The organism is Actinoplanes lutulentus (assembly GCF_003259845.1).
GTDB classification, from domain to species: domain Bacteria; phylum Actinomycetota; class Actinomycetes; order Mycobacteriales; family Micromonosporaceae; genus Actinoplanes; species Actinoplanes lutulentus.
This window is the reverse complement of sequence record NZ_QLMJ01000001.1, coordinates 552,797-571,480: the sequence shown is the minus strand read 5'-3', so window position 1 is coordinate 571,480 and position 18,684 is coordinate 552,797. Positions and strand designations below refer to the sequence as shown.

Below are 18,684 nucleotides of genomic sequence, written 5' to 3'. Positions count from 1 at the left end.
GCACGGCCTCGCTGACACGATGGGGCTGGACACACGCGCTTGCTTCAGCAAGCAGGCCCGTCGCAGGGTGTGGGGATGGACGTGGGAGAGACGCCGGAGATCAAGATCGGGCTGGCCCTCGGGGGTGGCTCGGTGCGTGGTGCCGCGCATGTCGGCGTGCTCGACGTGCTTGACCGGGCCGGGCTGCAGCCCTCGGTGATCACCGGGACCAGTGCGGGTGCACTGGTCGGGGCTCTGTACGCCGCCGGGCAGGCTCCGTCGGAGATCCTCAAGCTCGCGCAGACGTTGCGGTGGGCGCGGCTGGTGCGGCCCGGGCGTACCCGGAAGGCGCTCTTCGAGACGAGCAAGCTGGGTGTCTTCCTGGAGGCGGCGCTCGGGAACGCCACGTTCGAGGATCTGAAGCTGCCGTTCGCGGCGGTGGCCTGCGACCTGGCCACCGGTGAAGAGGTGGTCATGCGCGAGGGGTCGGTGGCTCAGGCCGTGATGGCCAGCGCTGCCGTGCCCGGGGTGTTTCCGCCGGTGGACCGGGACGGGTTGATGCTTGTCGACGGTTCGCTCGTCAACATCGTGCCGGCCGGGGTGGCTCGGCGGCTCGGTGCGGACATCGTGGTCGCCGTCGACGTGTCCGGGCCGTTGCCGCGGCGGCCGCCGGCCACCATTCTGCACATCATGGTGGCGGTCTCCACGTTGCAGCCCGGTGGCATCCACAACCTGGCGAAGGACGCTGACCTGGTGCTCAGCCCGGACGTCGACGGGTACGCGTTCTGGGAGCTGTCCCGGATCCCGGAGTTCGAAGAGGCCGGGCGGGCCGCGGCCGAGGAGGCGTTGCCGCTGCTCCGGGCGCTGAAGGGTGCCGCGGCGGCGCGCAAGGTGTGGGAACTGAGCCGTCAGCCGACCGCTATCCAGGCGTCGTCGAGCATGCCGTGAAACTGGTCGTTGTTGCCGAAGGCGCTCTTGCCGCCGAGGCTCAGCGGTTCGTCGTTGACCACTGACAGGCCGGCCGGGACCGTGACCGAGCCGTGCGCGGCCTGGTCGACGTAAACGGCCAGGTTCACGCCGTTGCGGCGGCATTCGATCGTGTGCCACTGGTCGTCGGCGACGCTCACGTCGGCCAGGACCAGGTGGATCGTGCTGCCGGAGACCAGCGCGCAGCTGGGGTGGCCGGATTTGCCGTCGATCTGGAGTTTGTACTGGCTGCCCTCGGTCGAGTAGCCCTTCTGCAGGATGTTCTGTCCCTTGCTGGTGCCGTTCGGCGCGAGCCGCACCGCCGCGCCGAACCGGAACGGGCGGTCGGCCGGGTTCAGGTCGGCGGTTGTCGTGGCCTGCAGCGCCAGGCGTGGGCACGGGGACTTGCGGCATCGGGCCGGGAACTGGACGGCCTGACCTGTGTCCCGGGCGACCAGACCCGGTGCGGCGCCGTGGCCGATGATCGGGGCGAGCTCGTGCCCCTTGCCGGAGGTGTCCGCCAGGAACGACGGGCCGTCGAACGAGTAGCTGGCCACGACGACCGGAGGAGGCGCGGCGACCCAGAGCGCCGCGCCGGAGCTCTGGGTCCGGGCGGCCGTCGTGGCGGCTATCAGCGATGCCAATGCGAGCAGTACCCCGGACAGCAGGAGTGGGCGGGGTGGAAGGCGATACACGTACTCTCAACGCTCTGAAGATGGACAAGGCAGCGGGCCGCAGCGAATCGCTGCGGCCCGCGCCCGTCAGGTGGTTTTAAAGGGTGGGGTGGCCGGGGCCGTCGCCGCCGTCGGTGGTGACGAACGTGCCTTGCGGACCGGCCGGAGCGGGCAGCGTGATCGGCTTGCCGGGGACCTTCTTGCCGGGCACGCCGTTCACCGACTCGGTCGAGTAGGCGAAGGTGAGCTGCGCGAACGCGATCAGATCGCTGTTGACCTCAAGGGCCTTGTAGTCAAGGTTGCCGATGTCGTCGCAGGCGATGTGGTAGCACTGGTCGAACGATTCGCCGGCGACACCGCCCCAGATGGCCTGCTGCTCTGCGGTCTTGACCACCTCGGCGCCGGTGAAGAGGCCGCCGGACGGGATGCCCGCCTCGATGAACGCCTGGTAATCGCTGCGGCCGGAGAACTCGGCGTCGTCGTAGGGCTGACCCTTCCAGGTGTAGTACGACTCGTAGAGGTCCTCGATCGCGGTCGAGCCGGGCGGGACCACGACCGGAGCCGGGAACGACGACTCGTCGGCGTCGTAGACCTGGAAGATGTAGTTCGGCGAGCCGACCATGTCGTAGTTCAGGTACAGCGCGATCCGGTCACGCTCGGCCTGGCTGAGCTCCTCGACATAGGCCGACGAGCCGATCAAGCCCAGCTCCTCCGCGCCCCACCAGGCGAAACGGATCGTGTTCTGCGGCTTGATCTTCGCGAGCTGCAGCGCCGTCTCCAGGATCGCGGCCGATCCGGATCCGTTGTCGTTGATGCCCGGGCCCTCGGTCTCGCTGTCCAGGTGTGCTCCGGCGAAAACCACGTTGTTGCGATTCTTTCCGGGCAGCTCAGCGATCACATTCACATCGGTACGCGTCTCCGAAGGCAGGATCCGCACGTGCGCGGTCGAGCCGGCCTGCGCGAGGGCGACACCGTTGGCGAAGCTGCCACCGACCACCGGGATGGTGATGCCGTGGTCCTCGCCGAGCGTGCCGACGATCAGCGCCTCACGCGTCGGGTCGTTGCCCTGGTTGAAGATCACCACGGCCTCGGCGCCGGCCGCTTCCGCGTTCGCCGCCTTGATGGCGAACGAGCAGGCCGCGCCGTCCGGGGTGGTGCCGCCGCGCTGGATCAGCGCGATGTCGCTGGGCCCGCTGAAGTCGAGGCCGGTGAAGTCGTCGGCGGAGCAGCCGCTGGTGCTGGCGCGGTCGCCGGTCAGGTTGATGTCGACCGGGATGACCGGGCCGGTCACGTCGCCGGGCGCGCTGTTGGTGAACGCTCCGGTGGGGTATTCCGCGTTCACCGGGGTGAGCTGCTGCAGCAGCGACGGGTAGACGAAGTTGAACTCGAACGGGTCGAGGGTGACCTTGTAACCGGCCTTCTTGAGCAGGCCGGACACGTAACGGACGCTGTTCGCGTACCCCTCGGTGCCCGCCGCGCGGGTGCCGGGGTAGTAGGCGTCGTCGTTCTTCTCGGCGATCTTCTGGAACTTCTTCAGGTGGCCGAGCACGCCGTCGAGCGTGACGCACTTGAGTAGTTCGGCATAGGTGTCGTTGGCCTGTTTGCCGCAGGAATTCCCATGGCCGTGACCGCCGGCGACGGCGGCGGTGCCTGGGACGAGCACGAGCATCGTGGCGGTGGTAACCGCCGCGAAGGACCTCAGCTTCATCACATCTCCTGTCCACATCGGATCACCGCTGAACCTAGACGATGGTGATGATCGATACACCGGGTCGATCGGACAGACTCCCATTGATCGATCAGCGACGATATAGTGCGGCGATGCGACTCGTCCTGGCGGCTCTCGTGGCTGTTTTCGGCGCCGTGGTGGTTCCCGCCGCGCCCGCAATGGCTGGTGATCCCGGCACTCAGCCGATTCACGACTACGCCTCGGCGGTGCGTGAGCGGGTGTGGGTGCAGAGCACCGTGGACAGCGACAGTGACGGCAAGCCGGACCGGGTCGCGGTGCGCGTCATCCGGCCCTCTGTCGGATTCAAGGTGCCGGTCATCTTCCAGGCCAGCCCGTACTACGCCGGCCTGAACGACGTGCCGAACCACGATGACATCGACCGCGACGGCGGCCTCGCCGTCGGGTCCGCAGCGGTCGCCGACCGGGCGCAGAACATCACCTTCGCCGGGTACCTGGACAACTACTTCGTCCCGCGCGGGTACGCCGTGGTCTTCGCCGACAGTCTCGGCACCGGCGACTCCGAGGGCTGCCCGACCTCCGGCGGCCGCAACGAGACCCTCGGCGCGAAGGCAGTGGTCGACTGGCTGAACGGGCGGGCGCCCGGGTTCGACGAAGCCGGCAATCCGGTGTCCGCGGGCTGGTCCACCGGGCGGACCGGGATGATCGGGGTCTCCTACAACGGCACGCTGCCGAACGCGGTCGCCGCGACCGGTGTGAAGGGCCTGGAGACGATCGTCCCGATCGCCGCGATCTCCAGCTGGTACGACTACTACCGCGCCAACGGTGGTGTCGTGGCACCGGGCGGATTCCAGGGCGAGGACACCGACGTGCTCGCGAAAGCCGTGCTGACCAGGGAGAATCCGGAACTGTGTGCTGATGTGATGGCCGATCTGGAGCGCGAGCAGGACCGGGAGACCGGCGACTACAGCGCTTACTGGGCCGAGCGCGATTACCTGCGCGACGTGAACAAGGTGCGGGCCAGCGTCCTGCTCGTGCACGGCCTGCACGACGACAACGTGCGCACGCTGCAGGCCGGTCAGTGGTGGGACGCGCTCTCCGCGCGCGGCGTGCCTCGCAAGATCTGGTTGCATCAGGCCGGGCACACCGACCCCTTCAACGTACGCCGGCAGCAGTGGCTCTCCACGCTCCACCGGTGGTTCGACCAGTGGCTCTACAAGATCGACACGGGCATCATGCGTGAGCCGATCGCCGATGTGGAGACCGCACCCGGCGTCTGGCAGACGTCACGGCGCTGGCCGCTGACCGGTTCCACCAGCTCGTTGCGGCTCGGTGACGGGACACTGGGCGGTGGCGGGTCGCACGGGCGGCAGACCTTCGTGGACAACCCCTCTCGCACTGCTGCTGACATGGTGGCTCCGGCCGGGACCGACCCGAACCGGCTCGCCTATCTGAGCGCGCCGCTGACCCGCGAGACCCGGGCCTCCGGGACGCCGGCGGTCACCGTCCGCGCCGACCTGGCCGGGGATTCGCCGTACTTGACCGCGCTGCTCGTCGACTACGGCGTCGCGGATCGGTTCGCCGGTGTGCGTACCCTGCCCACCCAGGACTGCGTCGGCCCCGGCATCGAGGGTGATCCGGGCTGCTTCTTCCAGCGGGAGTACGTGACCGCCTCCACGCCGTTCGAGATCGTCTCGTCGGGCTGGCTGGACGTGCGGAACCGCTTCTCGCCGTCGCGGACCGTGCCGGTCAAGGCGGGGAAGGCGTACACGTTCCACTGGGATCTCCAGACGACCGACCACGTCTTCGCCCCGGGACACCGGATCGGGCTGGTGCTGATCTCGACCGAGCGCGACCACACGCTGCGATACCCGGCCGGGACCGTGGTCGGCGTGCGGCCGAGCCTGTCCAGCCTCCAGATCCGGCTGAGCTGAAAACCTCTCGAAATGCGCAGCGGTCGTCGCCCGCCCACACTGGAACCGTGATGCGCAGAGCATTGCCCTACCTCGCCGCGGTGCTGGCCACCGTGCTGCTGGCCGGCACCTCGTCGTGGGGTGGGGACGACGCCGTGGCCGGGGACTTCCTCGACGGGCGGCAGCTACGGCTGATGGCCCCGGCCGCCCCCGGTGGTGGCTGGGATCAGACGTCGCGGGAGATGCAGACGGCGCTGCGGGACATGGTCGGGCGTACCGAGGTCTACAACGTGGCGGGTGCCGGCGGGACGATCGGGCTCAGCCAGTTCGAGCGGTACCACGGCGACGCCACGCAGCTCATGGTGATGGGTTTCGTGATGCTCGGCGCGATCGAGAGCAACGACTCGCCGGTCACGCTCGCCGAGACCACCCCGATCGCACGGCTCACCACCGATTACGAGGTGATCGTGGTGCCGGCCAAGTCGTCGGTACGCGGGCTGCCCGACCTGGTGGAACGGATGCGCCGCAACCTCGGGTCGGTCTCGTTCGCCGGTGGTTCGGCGGGTGGCGCCGAGCAGATCCTGACCGGGCTGATCGCCGACGCGATCGGTGAGGACCCGGCCGGGGTCAACTACGTCGCGCACTCCGGCGGCGGTGAGGCCCTGGCGACGCTGCTGTCCGGGCGGGCCACCGCCGGACTTTCCGGCGTCTCCGAACTGGAGGGCCAGATCAAAGCCGGGACGGTACGCCCGCTCGCGGTCTCCAGCACGGAACGGCTGCCCAGCCTGCCCGGTGTGCCCACGCTGAAGGAGGCCGGCGTCGACGTGGAGCTGGCGAACTGGCGCGGGGTGGTCGCGCCCGCCGGGATCCGGCCCGCTGATGAACGCGCCCTTGAGGACCTGATGGTGCGGATGACGCAGAGCGCGGCCTGGCGGGAGACGCTGCAACGACGTGGCTGGGGCGATGCGACGCTGACCGGGCCGGCGTTCGACGGGTTCCTCGGCGAGGAGCAGAAGACGGTCCAGGACGTCCTGGTCAAGATGGGCCTGGCATGACCGAGCCCGATGCTCCTCCGGCCGAAAACGATCAGGCGAGGGCCTCTCTTCTGCTCGGGTTGATCATGGTGCTCGGTGCGGTCGTCGTGCTCGTCGACGCGGCCCGGCTGCGTGACTCCGACGATGCCGTCGGCCCGGCCGCCGCGCCTAGTCTGATCGGCACGCTGCTCGGTCTTCTCGGCGGTGCTCTCGCGTGGCAGGGTGCGCGCTCCGGGCGTACCCACGCTGGTGAAGATCGTGGAAAACGGCGCCTCTGGCGCCTCGCCGCGCTGGTGGTCACGCTGATCGCGTTTGCCTTTGTTCTTCCGATCTTCGGGTACGTGCTGAGCTCGGCGGCGTTGTTCACCGCGGCCGCCCTGCTGCTCGGCGCTCCGCATCCCGGCCGGGTCGTCGCCTACGGGTGGACGCTCGCCGCGGTCGCCTTCCTGATCTTCGACCGGCTGATCGGGCTGAGCCTGCCCGCAGGGCCGTGGGGGTTCTGAGATGGACGACCTGCTGACCGGTTTTGCCCAGGCGCTGACGCCGGAGAACCTGATCTGGGCGCTGATCGGCGTCACCATCGGCACCGCTGTCGGCGTGCTGCCCGGCATCGGCCCGGCGCTCACCGTGGCCCTGCTGCTGCCGATCACTTTCCGACTCGAACCGGCAGCCGCCCTGATCATGTTCGCCGGCATCTACTACGGCGGCATGTACGGCGGCTCGACCACCTCGATCCTGCTGAACACACCCGGCGAGAGCTCTTCGGTGGCAACCGCCCTGGAAGGCAACAAGATGGCCCGCGCCGGACGTGGTGCGGCCGCTCTCGCCACCGCCGCGATCGGCAGCTTCGTGGCCGGGACCATCGGCACGATCGCGCTCACCGCGGCCGCGCCCCTGGTCGCCGACATCGCGATCGGTTTCGGACCACCGGAGTACGTCGCGCTGATGGCGGTCGCGTTCGTGACGGTGAGCGCCATGCTCGGGCCGAGCCTGCTGCGCGGCGGCGCGAGCCTGGTCATCGGCGCCACGATCGGCCTGATCGGCATCGACACGCTCACCGGGCAGCCGCGGCTCACGTTCGGCGTGCCGTCCCTGCTCGACGGCATCGACGTGGTGATCGTCGTGGTGGCGCTGTTCGCGCTGAGCGAGACGTTCGCGCACGTCCTGGAGGGCACCGGTCGCAGCCGGGTCGAGCCGGTACGGGGCGCGCCCATGCTGTCCCGCGCCGATTTCCGCAGGTCATGGCCGGCGTGGCTACGCGGAACCGCCCTCGGCTTCCCGATCGGCAGCCTGCCGGCCGGCGGGGCCGAGGTGCCGACGTTCCTCAGCTACAGCCTGGAGAAGCGGCTGTCGAAGCATCCCGAGGAGTTCGGGCACGGCGCGATCGAGGGCGTCGCCGGGCCGGAGGCGGCGAACAACGCGGCGGCGGCCGGGGTGCTCGTCCCGCTGCTGACGATCGGGCTGCCGACGTCAGCCACGGCCGCGGTGATCCTCACGGCGTTCCAGTCCTATGGTCTGCAGCCCGGTCCGCAGCTGTTCACCGAGTCCGGCGACCTGGTCTGGGCGCTGATCGCCAGCCTGTACATCGGGAACGTGCTGCTGCTCGTGCTGAACCTGCCGCTGGTGAAGGTGTGGGCACGGCTGCTCACGATTCCGGCGTACGGAATCTATGCGGGTGTCCTGCTCTTCGCCTGCCTCGGTACGTTCGCGGCGGGCGGGACCATCGCTGATCTCGTGGTGCTGACGGTCCTCGGGCTGATCGGACTGCTGATGCGGCAGGCGGGTGTGCCGGTCGCGCCGGCGATCGTCGGGCTGATCCTGGCGCCGCTGGCCGAGCAGCAGCTGCGGCGGGCGTTGTCGTTGTCCGACGGGGATTGGACGGTGCTGGTCTCCAGCCCGCTGACGGTGATCCTGTGGTTGATCGTGGTGATGGCGCTGGTCATGCCTATTTTGTGGCGTTTGCGCTCAGCTTCGCGAAAAACATCGTGAGGCTGCCCCTGGTGTCCCGTGCGCCGTCGAAACCACGCCAGCTCGTCCGCAGCAGGCCGGCCAGCTCGTAACAGGCGTCGATCGGTACCAGGAACGCACCGGCCCGCCGGATGATCAGCGCCTCCACACCCGGCCGCAGCGTCGCGAACGCCGGATGTCGCTTGATCATCCGCTCCCACACGGTGACCGGCAGGTCGTGCTCGACCGCCCGGTCCGGCGCCGGCCCGCACACCAGCAGACGATCATCGGCGCGCCACACGAACGCCAGCCCGGCCGGAACGTGCAGGTCGTCCCACGTCTCCTGGGCCGTCACCTCGCCGGGCAACTCCAGGTAGCGATCGGGCACGGGCCGCAGCTCGCCAGGATTCTGGTGGCAGTCGGCGCAACCGCGGACCAGCGAACGTTGGGCGAGGTCGACAAGATGCAGGCCGCCGGTCGAGGTTCTCGTCGCACAGACGCCGCAACGTGGAGCCCTGCGCTGCCGGGGAATCTGCCGCTTCACCGTGCGCAGCACAGCGGTTTTCGAGGTCATCTCTGCCTCCTGGGCGCCGAATGTGGCCCAAAGGCTAAACGCCCGACCGCGACATTCCGCAAGGCCAACCACACCATCGGATGAGAAAACGGTCCGCTCGCGCATCGTCCATATAGTGTGCGGATGGCTGCCGGGTTGAGCTACAACGACGCCCTGAAACTGCTCGGCGGCTCCGGCCCGCTCGAAGCCCTGGAAGCCACCCTCCTCACGGTCACCTCCCACCGTGACCCGGCCCGCCACCGTGCCGCGCTCGCTCTCGCGTACCGCGCAGAGGGACACCACGGTGCAGAACGACTTCGCCGGTTTCCTCGCCACCTATCTGACCACCCCGCAGTCGGTGGCAGTGCCGCTGCTGGGGCGGGCCTGACTCCGTACCCTCGGCGTCTCGTCCCGACTGACCACTGCCAAAGCCGCCGATCTTGTGCGGTTTGGCCGTCCGGTCGACCACAAACTCGCGAGTTTCGAGGGCTGCCGCCCGCAGAGGGGGAGGGTTTCGGCTTTGCGGAAACCTGTGGGGGTCAGAGCACCCGCGGGTTACCAAGATCGAGCCGGCACCCGGTCACAGGGGGAGTGGGATGCGGCGTTCGGGGCCGGCTTCGGCGGGCAGGAGCCAGGCTTCGGTGACGACCGCGCGATAAAGGCGGAGCGGGGCGTCGCCTGTCACCTGGTCCGGGCGCCAGGTAGGGAAGCCCACGGCTGCCGAGCGCGTGGAGAACGCTTCGAGCTGCGCGGGTAGGTCGGCGGTGGGGCAGAGGGCCGCTCGGGCTCGGGCGTAGAACGCGGTCGCCCCACCCATCACCACAGTGGAGTCGAAGACCGTTACGGCGATGCGGGAGTTCTCGGCGATCAGCAAGGAGTGGTGGGATGTCGGCCGGGAGAGCCAGAGCAGCGTGGTCAGGCCGTCGTTCACGAAGTACACCGGGCTCACCCACGGCTCGCCGGTGGGAGTGGCGGTGCCGAGAACCGCGTACCGGGTGGTGTCGAGAATGGCGCGAGCCTTGGCGGTCATCTCATCGGTCATGGGTTCCACGATGCCGAATGTCCGGGAGATCCGCAGAGGCGAGCTCGCCCTCCCCGGTCAGAAAGCGAGGAAACCGGGAAGGGCGAGCCGCTGGGGGACGGGCCGATAACGGGGACGGGCTGATACGAGAGGATTTACAGGCTGATCCGGCCGGCCCCGGCATTCGCCGTCACGATGGACTTCACGTTCGCCGCTGCGTCCGCCGTGTACGAATACGGGATCGACGCCACCGAACCACCCGTCTGACCGCTGCCCGAGTTGACCAGCAGGTTGTTGCGGGCGACCAGTGTTCCGGCGTCCGACGAGCCCTCACCCAGGTGGAACGGGTCGTCGACGCCCTCGAACGAGTTCGCCTCGACGAGCACCCCGGCGCCCTCGGTGGACGCCACGCCGTACCCGGAGTTGTTGTAGTAGTAGTTGTTGTAGACGTGCACCGGGTTGCCGAAACGGACCCGCGGGTGGCGCTGCGTCGACGCGTCGAACCAGTTGTGGTGGTACGTCACGCGCAGGTGGCCAACGTCCTGGCTGGCGTTGCTGTCGCTGTGGCCGAGCAGCATCGATTTGTCGTGGCTGAATACGCGGTTCCACGAGACGGTGATGAAATCGGAGCCGCGTTTGATGTCGACCGCGCCGTCGTACCCGTTGCTGAAACTGTTGTGGTCGACCCAGATGTTGGTGGCCGACTCCTGCACGTTGATCGCGTCGTCGTTCCAGTTCCGGAATGAGAGGTTGCGGATGATGACGTTACGGTCACCGTTGATGTTGAATCCGCAGCCGACGATCGCGGCACCGGAGTTGCCGATGATCGTCTTGTTGGACCGGACGCGCAGCATGCCGCTGCAGCTGATCGTCCCGGACACCCGGATGTTCGCCGCCGACGTCGAGGCCAGCGCCGTGGTCAGCGCGGATGCGCTGGTCACGGTCGTGGTGGCGGCACTGCCGCCGCCGGTGGTACCGCCGTTCTGGGTGGCCCAGCCGACCAGATCGGTGATGGCGAAGGTCTGCACCGGCGCGGCGGTAGCACCGCTGATCAAAACGAACGGCAAAGCGAGCGGTAAAACGGCAGCGGCAAGCCGGGGGATTCTGCCTGACATTTGGTACCTCAATTCCAAATCTCGATCCGCATCGGGGGAATGCGGATCATGGGGACGTGGGGAGCGCTCCCGAGGCCTAGAAAAACATAGGTGTCCATGGATGTGAAGAGAAATCCGTTTGCAGGTTTTTTGCAACAACCCGGTAGGGTTCAGCCATGCGCGCCACGATTCTGCTGATCGCGGTGGTTCTTCTCGGGCTGATGGCGGGGTTGTTCTACGCGTACGCCGGTTCGGTCATGCCGGGCCTGCGCCGCGCCGACGACCGGACCGTCGTCGACGCCATGCAGAAGATCAATATCGCGATTCAGAACCCGCTGTTCCTGCTGATCTTCCTGGGCGCGCTCGTCGCCACCGGTGTCGCGGCCGTCCAGCACGATTTCGAGCCCGCGCTGATCGCCGCGTTCCTGCTCTACGCCGCCACCCTGCTGATCACCTTCGCGCTGAACATCCCGCTCAACAACCGCCTGGCCGCCGGCGACCTCGCCGACGCCTCCGCGGTGCGCGAGGCCTTCCTCGAACCCTGGATCCGGTGGAACACCGTCCGGACCGTCACCAGCGTGGCCGCGTTCCTGGCGGGCGTCTGGGCGCTGCACCAGCAATAATCTCCCGGTGCGTTCACCCTGGCAGCATCCGGCGCGGATCGTCCCGCTCGCCTTCCTCGGCGCGATCGCGATCGGCACCGCGTTGATGATGCTGCCGGCCGCCCGTGCCGAGCCCGGCCACGCGCCGTTCGTCACCGCGCTCTTCACCGCCGCCTCCGCGGTCTGCGTCACCGGCCTGGCCGTGGTCGACACCCCGACGTACTGGACGCCGTTCGGCCACGTGCTGCTGACCGTGCTGTCGCAGATCGGCGGCTTCGGCATCATGACCCTGGCCACCCTGCTCAGCCTGCTCGTCTCGCGCCGGCTCGGCCTGCGCGGCCGCCTGATGGCCCAGGCCGAGAGCGCCGGCCTCTCCGGCGGCAACATCGCCGCCGTACTCCGCCGGGTCGCGATGGTCATGCTCGTCTGCGAAGGCGCCATCGCCGTCGTGCTCACCCTGCGTTTCTGGCTTGGGTACGACTATTCGTTCGGCAAAGCCCTCTGGTACGCGGTCTTCCACGCCGTGCAGGCCTTCAACAACGCCGGATTCGCGCTGTACCCGGACAGTCTCATCCGGTTCGTGACCGACCCGTGGATCTGCCTGCCGCTGGCGTTCGGCGTACTCGGTGGCTCGATCGGTTTTCCGGTGCTGTTCGAGCTGTTCCGCGAGTGGCGGACGCCGAAGAGCTGGTCGACGCACACGTTCCTGACCGTCGCCGGCAGCCTGTTGCTGACCGCCTTCGGCTTCGCCACGTTCCTGGCGATGGAGTGGCGCAACCCGGGGACGCTCGGCCCACTCGGCGTACCGGCGAAGATGCTGACCGCTTTCACCCAGGACATCATGACCCGCTCCGGCGGCTTCAACAGCGTCGACCTGGGCCAGCTGAACAGCGAGACGATCGCTGTCACCACCGGCCTGATGTTCATCGGTGGCGGCAGCGCGAGCACCGCCGGCGGTATCAAGCTCACGACGTTCCTGCTGCTCGCGTACGTGATCTGGGCTGAGATCCGCGGTGAGCCGGACGTCGTGGTCCGCAAGCGCCGGATCGCCGAGGAGACCCAGCGGCAGGCCATGACCGTGGCGCTGATGGGTGTGGCCCTGGTCGGGACCGGTACCGTCGTGCTGGACGCGCTGACCGAGAACGTTCCGTTCGACAAGGCCCTGTTCGAGGTCACCTCGGCGTTCGCGACCGTCGGGCTGAGCACCGGCATCACGCCCAGCCTGCCGCCGTCCGCACAGGTCGTCCTGGTCGTGCTGATGTTCTGCGGCCGGGTCGGCACGATCGCGGTCGGCACCGCGATCGCGCTGAACACCCGGCGCCGCCTCTACCGATACCCGGAGGAGAGACCCCTAGTTGGCTGAGAAACGCGCTGACAAGAAGACGGAAAAGCCCGAGGGCACCAACGTCGCCGTGATCGGCCTCGGCCGGTTCGGCGGCTCGGTCGCCGAGGCCCTGCTCGACCTCGGGTACGAAGTGCTCGGCGTCGACAGCGACCCGCGCATCGTGCTCGACTGGTCGGACCGGCTCACCCAGGTGGTGGAGGCCGACTCGACCGACGAGGACGCGCTGCGCCAGCTCGGCATCCAGGACTTCCCGCGTGCCGTCGTCGGCATCGGCACCAACCTGGAGACGAGCGTGCTGACCGTGCTCGCGCTCGCCGAGCTCGGCGTCCCGGAGATCTGGGCGAAAGCGACAAGCGTCAAACACGGCAAGATCCTCTCCCAGGTCGGCGCCGACCACGTGATCTATCCCGAGTCCGAGATGGGTGAGCGCGTCGCGCACCTGATCAGCGGCCGGATGCTCGACTACATCGAGTTCGACGACGGCTTCGCGATCGCCAAGGTCCGCGCGCCGAAGGGCGCCGGAGGACGAACCCTCGCGCAGCTCGCGCTGCGCACCAAGTGGGGGGTCACGGTGGTCGGCACGAAACGGCCCGGCGAGGATTTCGTGTACGCCCGACCCGAGACCACCGTCCCCGAAGGCGCCGTCCTGATCGTGGCCGGCGACACCGAGAAGGTCGAGGCATACGCCGCCGAGAACTGAGAGCAGCCGGGAACTGAGAGTGCGCTGAGACGCCTAACGTCGCCGAAACGACCCGGATGTGGGATCGCTCGACAGCGCGCGAGAGGATCGGAGTCGTGAGCGAGAACGGGGACCGCGGTGAACTGCGGGTCGGGCTGCTCGGTGCGCTGAGCGTGCGCCGCGGCGACGCCGACGTGCCGCTGCCCGGCGCCCGGATCCGGGGCCTGCTGGTCCTGCTCGCCCTCGCCGGTGGCCGCCCGGTCACCCCGGCGCAGCTCACCGACGCGCTCTGGCCGGACGACCGGCCCGCTGACCCGGCCAACGCCCTGCAGTCGCTGGTGTCCCGGCTGCGGCGGCTGCTCGGTGCCGGCGACGCGGTGACACAGACCGAGGGTGGTTACCGTCTCGCGGTCGCCGCCACCGGCGTGGACGTCACCCGGTTCGACCGGCTCGGCACCACCGGCCGGGAGCGGCTGCGCGCCGGTGACCCGGCCGGCGCCGCCGTCGCGCTCGGCGAGGCGATCGCGTTGCTGCGCGGGCCGATCGCCCCGGAACTGGCCGAGGTCGTCCCGGCACAGGCCACCCGGATCGCCCGGACGATCGTGGACACCACCGCCGACCTGGCCGAGGCGGAGATCGCGCTGGGCCACGCGGAACGTGCCGGCGCCCGGCTCACCGCGCTGCTCGCCGAGCACCCGCTCGACGAACGGCTGGCCGCCCTGCTGATCGACGCCCTGGCCGCACAGGGCCGGCAGGCCGACGCCCTCGCCGTGTACGAGCGGATCCGCGCCGACCTCGCCGATCACCTGGGCGCCGACCCCGGAGCCGCGTTGCGAGATCGGCATCTGCGAATGCTGAGGGGCGCTGAGCGCGTACCCAAGGAAGGCGTGCGGGAAGCGCCTGGCGCGCCCCCGACGAATTTGCCCGCGCCCCTGACCAGCTTCATCGGGCGTGATCACGATCTGGCGCGGGTGGACGACCTGCTCGCGGCCGGGCGTCTGGTGACAGTGCTCGGGCCGGGTGGGGCGGGCAAGACGCGGCTCGCGCTGGAGGCGGCCCGGCGGCGCGGCGGTGGATATCGCGACGGCGCCTGGCTGATCGACCTCGCGTCGGTGACCGAGCCGGCCAAGGTCGGCGCCGCGATGGTGGCGGCGGCCGGGCTGCGCGGATCGGCGCTGTTCGAGACCGCGAACCGGGTCCGCGCCGAACGCGACGACCTGGACGTGCTCGCCGACCGGCTCAACGGCCGGGAGATCCTCTTCGTCGTCGACAACTGCGAGCACCTGATCGACGCGGTCGCGCACCTGATCAGCGCGCTGCTGGTCCGCTGTCCCAGCCTGCGGATCCTCGCCACCAGCAGGGAACCGCTCGCGATCGACGGCGAGTCACTCGTACCCCTGGGTCCTCTCGGCCTGCCCCCGGCGGACGCCGGACCGGCGGAGGCAGCGCAGGCACCGGCGGTCCGGCTCTTCGCCGAGCGGGCCGGAGCGGTCCGGCCGGATTTCACGATCGACGCCGGGACGGTCCGTGACATCGTCCAGATCGTCCGCGGCCTGGACGGGCTGCCGCTCGCGCTGGAGCTGGCCGCGGCCCGGCTGCGCACCCTCGCGCTGCCGGAGCTCGCGGCCGGGCTGTCCGACCGGTTCCGGCTGCTCACGACCGGGAGCCGGACCGCGCAGCCGCGGCACCGCACGCTGCGCGCGGTGATCGCCTGGAGCTGGAACCTGCTCTCCGACGACGAGCGGACCCTGGCCGAGCGGGTCGCGGTGCTGCCCGGCGGTGTGACCGCGCGATCGGCGGCCGCGGTGATCGGCGGCAGCGAGCGGGACGTCGCCGACCTGCTCGCCGGCCTGGTCGACCGGTCGTTGCTGCAGCTCGCGCCGGACGGTGGCCGGTACCGGATGCTGGAGACGCTGCGCGAGTACGGCATCGAACGCCTCACCGAACAGGGCATCCTCGACGACGTCCGGGGCCTGGCCGCGCGGCACCTGTCGGCGCTGGTCGCCGAGCAGGACCCGCTGCTGCGCGGTGCGGATCAGATCGGCGCCCTCGCCGTGCTGCGCGCCGAGTACGACAACATCCTCGCGGCCCTGCGCCATCTCTGCGACACCGGGAACGCACAGGGGGCGATCAGCCTGGCGATGGATCTGTGCTGGTACTGGCAGATGTTCGGCCGGGAGGCGGACGCCGGTTACTGGCTGTCCGAGGCGCTCGCCGTCCCCGGTGACGCCGACCCGCTCTACATCGACCTCGCCGAGGCGGTGATGGTCCTGCACCGGACCGGCCGGGAGCCGGAGCACCTGACCGAGTCGAACGACCAGCGCAAGGCGCGGGTGCGATACCTCGCCGACCGGCTGTTGCGGCACGGCGAGCTGCCCGGGCCGCAGGGCGTGATCGCCGTGGTGATGCTGTACTACGCCGGCGAGAGCGAGATCGCCGACGTGCGGATCAACCGGCTCGTCGAGGGCGACGACCCGTGGATCAGCGCGCTGGCCCGGATGTTCCGGGCGCAGGTCGCCGAGAACAACGGCGACCTGGTCCGCGTCGGCGCCGACGTGACCGCCTCCCTCGACGGGTTCCGCACCGTCGGCGACCGCTGGGGCCAGGCCACCGTGCTGCCACTGCGCGCCCTGCTGCGCCAGTACGAGGGAGACCTCGACGGCGCGCTCGCCGACCTGACCGCGGCCAAGATGCTGGCACGCCAGTTCGGCGCCATGGACCTCGCCGACGAGGTCTTCATCCATCTGCGCTGGGCCGACCTGCACCTGCGCCGCGGCGAGCCGGAGAAAGCGGCGATCGCGGTCGCCGAGGCCCGGTCCGCCGCCGAGCGCTCCGACTCGCTGGAGATGGCGTTGCTGGTCGACGCGCTCGAGGCCGGGATGCTGATCTCGCAGGGTGAGCTCGTCGGTGCCGAGGAGTTGCTGGAGAACGCGGCCCATGGCCTGGGCATCGGCGAGAACAACCTGCCGCTGATGGGTGGTGACCACGGCCGGGCGATCATCGGCTCGGTCCGTGCCTCGCTCGCCATCCGCAAGAACGATCCGGAGACCGCGGAGAACGAACTCAAGAGCGCGTACGTGGCCGCGGTCGAGACCGAGGACATGCCGATACTGGCGATGGTCGCCGTCGCGGCCAGTGGTCTCGCGGCGCTCCGGGGTCAGTTCCGGGACGCGGCGGTCCTGCTCGGCGCGGCGGCGCGGTTGCGGGGGTCGCACGACCGCACCGATCTGAACATCATCCATGTGACGGCGCGGGCCCGGGCGGGGCTGGGGGATGAGGGTTTCACCGAGGCGTACGCGGCCGGTTGGACTCTGGAGTCACCGGCCGCGCTCACCCAAGTGGATCCGTCGTTGCTCTAGGCGCGTTTCGCGTAGGCCCGCAGGGCCAGGGGGACGAAGACCACCAGCAGGCCCGCCATCCAGGCGAGAGTCTGCAGGAGATCCCCGGCGACCGGGCCACCGACCAGCAGGCCGCGGATCGCGCCGACCAGCGGGGTGATCGGGTTGACGGCGACGAACGCCTGGAGCCAGCCGGGCAGCGTCTCCGACGAGACGAACACGTTGGAGCCGAACGTCAGCGGCAGCACCAGCAGGAACATGATGCCCTGCACCGCGCCCGAGGTACGCGCCAGCATGCCGACCCACACCGAGATCCAGCAGAAGCAGAGTCCGAACCCGATCGACAGCGCCACCGCCGCGATCGCTGGGACCACGCCGGTCTCGACCCGGAAGCCCATGATCGTGCCGAACGACAGCATCACCACGCAGACCGTCAGGTACCGGATGACGTCCGCCAGGACCGCGCCGACCAGCGGCGCCGACCGGGAGATCGGCAGTGATCGGAACCGGTCGAAGACACCTTTCTCGATGTCCGCGTTCAGGTTCTGGCCGAGCGCCACGCCACCCATGGCGAGCGACTGCGCGAGCATGCCCGGCAGCAGGAACTGCAGGTAGGCGTGCCGGTCGCCGTCCGCGATCGCCCCGCCGAACAGGTACGTGAACAGCAGCAGGAAGATCACCGGCTGGATCGTGACGTCGATCAGCGCTTCCGGCGTGCGAATCGTCTTGATCAGGCTCCGCTGGGCGAGAGCGGCGCTGTGCCGGATCAGTGCCGGCATGCTGCGTTTAGGACGATCGGGCGCGACGCTGTGGTGCGTGAGAGCCGGCGGTGTCGCGGTCTGCGTGCTCATACCAGTTCCTCCGTCTTGGTCCGGCCGGTGAGGGTGTGGAAGACCTCGTCCAGGCTCGGCAGGTGCAGTGCGAGTTCGGTGACTTCGATGCCGGATCGGCTGAGCTGGGTGATCGCGCCGGCCAGCGCGGCGTCGCCGGTGACCGGCACGCTCGCGGCGCCCGGCCGGGACCCGGCGGCCTCGTCCCGCACGGCGGTCATGCCCGGCGCTGCCACGGCGTCCAGCACCTGGAGCACCTCGGGCAGGCGGGACTGGTCAGCCGGGCGTACCCGCAGCGTCTGACCGCCGACCCGCCGCTTCAGCCCGTCCGGGGTGTCGTGCGCGATCACCTTGCCGTGGTTCACCACCACGATCTCGTCGGCGAGCGCGTCCGCTTCCTCCAGGTACTGCGTGGTCAGCAGCACGCTGGCGCCGCTGGCGACCTGGTTGCGCACCACGCCCCACATGTCCTCGCGCTTGGCCGGGTCGAGGCCGGTCGTCGGCTCGTCCAGGAAGATCACTTCCGGGTGGCCGACCAGGCTCGCCGCCAGGTCGAGACGGCGGCGCATGCCACCGGAGTAGGTCTTGGCCGGCCGCTGCCCGGCCTCCGCCAGGTCGAACCAGGCCAGCAGCTCGTCAGCCCGCTGCCGCGCGTCCCTGCCGGTCATGTCCAGCAGGCGACCGATCAGGACCAGGTTCTGTACGCCGGTGAGGTCCTCGTCGACCGACGCGTACTGCCCCGTCAGGCCGACCACCCGGCGGACGTCCTGCGGCCGTTTGAGCACGTCGATGCCGGCCACGAACGCGCTGCCCTCGTCCGGGCGCAGCAGCGTGGCCAGCACGCGTACCGCCGTGGTCTTGCCGGCGCCGTTCGGGCCGAGTACGCCGAGCACGGTGCCCCGGCGCATCGCCAGATCGACGCCGTCCAGTGCCTGTGTCTTGCCGAAGCGTTTGCGCAGCCCCTCGGCGCGCACCACCAAATCTTCCATGCGTCGAGATTGCCGCGCGGCGCTGTCACGGGC

At 69.7% G+C, this 18,684-nt stretch carries 17 protein-coding genes; 10 read left to right on the top strand and 7 right to left on the bottom strand.

Annotation, left to right across the window (positions count from 1 at the left end; translation table 11 throughout):
* Positions 1-75: 75 nt before the first annotated feature.
* Entirely contained in the window at positions 76-927 is an 852-nt protein-coding gene (locus tag B0I29_RS02370) for a patatin-like phospholipase family protein (protein ID WP_111647115.1), read from the top strand.
* On the opposite strand, the gene B0I29_RS02365 is transcribed toward B0I29_RS02370, so the two are convergent.
* Both B0I29_RS02365 and B0I29_RS02360 read right to left on the bottom strand, forming a co-directional pair.
* Positions 888-1,640, bottom strand: a complete 753-nt coding sequence (locus B0I29_RS02365; RefSeq protein ID WP_111647114.1) for a LamG-like jellyroll fold domain-containing protein — start codon at positions 1,638-1,640, stop codon at positions 888-890. The genes B0I29_RS02370 and B0I29_RS02365 overlap by 40 nt on opposite strands.
* 76 nt (positions 1,641-1,716) lie before the next feature.
* The gene (locus B0I29_RS02360; protein ID WP_111647113.1) at positions 1,717-3,327 is read right to left on the bottom strand and encodes a M28 family metallopeptidase; all 1,611 of its coding nucleotides are present in this window, start codon (positions 3,325-3,327) and stop codon (positions 1,717-1,719) included.
* Between the two features lie 113 nt (positions 3,328-3,440).
* Here B0I29_RS02360 and B0I29_RS02355 point away from each other — a divergent pair, with 113 nt between their 5' ends.
* From B0I29_RS02355 to B0I29_RS02340, 4 genes are read left to right on the top strand one after another with little or no spacing between them, the layout of a single operon-like run.
* On the top strand, positions 3,441-5,240 hold the full coding sequence (locus B0I29_RS02355; RefSeq protein WP_111647112.1) for a Xaa-Pro dipeptidyl-peptidase: 1,800 nt from the start codon (positions 3,441-3,443) through the stop codon (positions 5,238-5,240).
* A 50-nt stretch (positions 5,241-5,290) separates the two neighbouring features.
* The gene (locus B0I29_RS02350) at positions 5,291-6,274 is read left to right on the top strand and encodes a Bug family tripartite tricarboxylate transporter substrate binding protein (protein WP_111647345.1); all 984 of its coding nucleotides are present in this window, start codon (positions 5,291-5,293) and stop codon (positions 6,272-6,274) included.
* Positions 6,271-6,756 (top strand): tripartite tricarboxylate transporter TctB family protein, encoded by a 486-nt coding sequence (locus tag B0I29_RS02345; RefSeq protein WP_111647111.1) that lies wholly within the window; start codon positions 6,271-6,273, stop codon positions 6,754-6,756. Before B0I29_RS02350 ends, B0I29_RS02345 begins: the two co-directional genes overlap by 4 nt.
* Before the next feature lies 1 nt (position 6,757).
* Entirely contained in the window at positions 6,758-8,242 is a 1,485-nt protein-coding gene (locus B0I29_RS02340; RefSeq protein ID WP_111647110.1) for a tripartite tricarboxylate transporter permease, read from the top strand.
* On the opposite strand, the gene B0I29_RS02335 is transcribed toward B0I29_RS02340, so the two are convergent.
* Positions 8,199-8,879, bottom strand: a complete 681-nt coding sequence (locus tag B0I29_RS02335; RefSeq protein WP_146616688.1) for a DUF5947 family protein — start codon at positions 8,877-8,879, stop codon at positions 8,199-8,201. The genes B0I29_RS02340 and B0I29_RS02335 overlap by 44 nt on opposite strands.
* A 118-nt stretch (positions 8,880-8,997) precedes the next feature.
* Between B0I29_RS02335 and B0I29_RS45560 the strand changes: the two genes are divergently transcribed.
* Positions 8,998-9,141 carry a hypothetical protein gene (locus tag B0I29_RS45560; protein WP_181557650.1) on the top strand — a complete coding sequence of 48 codons (144 nt, stop codon included), beginning with the start codon at positions 8,998-9,000 and terminating at the stop codon, positions 9,139-9,141.
* A 192-nt stretch (positions 9,142-9,333) separates the two neighbouring features.
* Here the strand turns inward: B0I29_RS45560 and B0I29_RS02330 are convergent, their stop codons facing one another.
* Together B0I29_RS02330 and B0I29_RS02325 are read right to left on the bottom strand one after the other, a co-directional pair.
* The gene (locus tag B0I29_RS02330) at positions 9,334-9,795 is read right to left on the bottom strand and encodes a pyridoxamine 5'-phosphate oxidase family protein (protein WP_111647108.1); all 462 of its coding nucleotides are present in this window, start codon (positions 9,793-9,795) and stop codon (positions 9,334-9,336) included.
* A 134-nt stretch (positions 9,796-9,929) separates the two neighbouring features.
* Entirely contained in the window at positions 9,930-10,889 is a 960-nt protein-coding gene (locus B0I29_RS02325; protein WP_111647107.1) for a pectate lyase family protein, read from the bottom strand.
* Positions 10,890-11,044: 155 nt separating this feature from the next.
* Between B0I29_RS02325 and B0I29_RS02320 the strand changes: the two genes are divergently transcribed.
* The 4 genes from B0I29_RS02320 to B0I29_RS02305 all read left to right on the top strand — a co-directional run bounded on the left by B0I29_RS02320 (position 11,045) and on the right by B0I29_RS02305 (position 16,853).
* Entirely contained in the window at positions 11,045-11,491 is a 447-nt protein-coding gene (locus tag B0I29_RS02320; protein WP_111647106.1) for an anthrone oxygenase family protein, read from the top strand.
* A 7-nt stretch (positions 11,492-11,498) separates the two neighbouring features.
* Positions 11,499-12,833 (top strand): TrkH family potassium uptake protein, encoded by a 1,335-nt coding sequence (locus tag B0I29_RS02315; RefSeq protein ID WP_111647105.1) that lies wholly within the window; start codon positions 11,499-11,501, stop codon positions 12,831-12,833.
* On the top strand, positions 12,826-13,515 hold the full coding sequence (locus B0I29_RS02310) for a potassium channel family protein (RefSeq protein ID WP_111647104.1): 690 nt from the start codon (positions 12,826-12,828) through the stop codon (positions 13,513-13,515). The genes B0I29_RS02315 and B0I29_RS02310 overlap by 8 nt, the downstream gene beginning before the upstream one ends.
* A gap of 95 nt (positions 13,516-13,610) precedes the next feature.
* On the top strand, positions 13,611-16,853 hold the full coding sequence (locus B0I29_RS02305) for an AfsR/SARP family transcriptional regulator (RefSeq protein WP_245972138.1): 3,243 nt from the start codon (positions 13,611-13,613) through the stop codon (positions 16,851-16,853).
* Here the strand turns inward: B0I29_RS02305 and B0I29_RS02300 are convergent.
* Positions 16,850-17,683 (bottom strand): ABC transporter permease, encoded by an 834-nt coding sequence (locus B0I29_RS02300; protein ID WP_111647102.1) that lies wholly within the window; start codon positions 17,681-17,683, stop codon positions 16,850-16,852. The two genes, B0I29_RS02305 and B0I29_RS02300, sit on opposite strands and share 4 nt — an antisense overlap.
* Positions 17,680-18,651, bottom strand: coding sequence for an ATP-binding cassette domain-containing protein (locus B0I29_RS02295; RefSeq protein WP_111647101.1), 972 nt, complete (start codon positions 18,649-18,651; stop codon positions 17,680-17,682). The genes B0I29_RS02300 and B0I29_RS02295 overlap by 4 nt, the downstream gene beginning before the upstream one ends.
* Positions 18,652-18,684 lie beyond the last annotated feature (33 nt).

Excerpts from the sequence above, each read along its gene's own strand:
- B0I29_RS02335 (WP_146616688.1), bottom strand. The coding sequence starts at position 8,879 with ATGCGCGAGCGGACCGTTTTCTCATCCGATGGTGTGGTTGGCCTTGCG.
- B0I29_RS02340 (WP_111647110.1), top strand. The coding sequence starts at position 6,758 with ATGGACGACCTGCTGACCGGTTTTGCCCAGGCGCTGACGCCGGAGAAC.
- B0I29_RS02320 (WP_111647106.1), top strand. The coding sequence starts at position 11,045 with ATGCGCGCCACGATTCTGCTGATCGCGGTGGTTCTTCTCGGGCTGATG.
- B0I29_RS02355 (WP_111647112.1), top strand. The coding sequence starts at position 3,441 with ATGCGACTCGTCCTGGCGGCTCTCGTGGCTGTTTTCGGCGCCGTGGTG.
- B0I29_RS02295 (WP_111647101.1), bottom strand. The coding sequence starts at position 18,651 with ATGGAAGATTTGGTGGTGCGCGCCGAGGGGCTGCGCAAACGCTTCGGC.
- B0I29_RS02325 (WP_111647107.1), bottom strand. The coding sequence starts at position 10,889 with ATGTCAGGCAGAATCCCCCGGCTTGCCGCTGCCGTTTTACCGCTCGCT.
- B0I29_RS02350 (WP_111647345.1), top strand. The coding sequence starts at position 5,291 with ATGCGCAGAGCATTGCCCTACCTCGCCGCGGTGCTGGCCACCGTGCTG.
- B0I29_RS02300 (WP_111647102.1), bottom strand. The coding sequence starts at position 17,683 with ATGAGCACGCAGACCGCGACACCGCCGGCTCTCACGCACCACAGCGTC.
- B0I29_RS02360 (WP_111647113.1), bottom strand. The coding sequence starts at position 3,327 with ATGAAGCTGAGGTCCTTCGCGGCGGTTACCACCGCCACGATGCTCGTG.
- B0I29_RS02370 (WP_111647115.1), top strand. The coding sequence starts at position 76 with ATGGACGTGGGAGAGACGCCGGAGATCAAGATCGGGCTGGCCCTCGGG.
- B0I29_RS02345 (WP_111647111.1), top strand. The coding sequence starts at position 6,271 with ATGACCGAGCCCGATGCTCCTCCGGCCGAAAACGATCAGGCGAGGGCC.
- B0I29_RS02330 (WP_111647108.1), bottom strand. The coding sequence starts at position 9,795 with ATGACCGATGAGATGACCGCCAAGGCTCGCGCCATTCTCGACACCACC.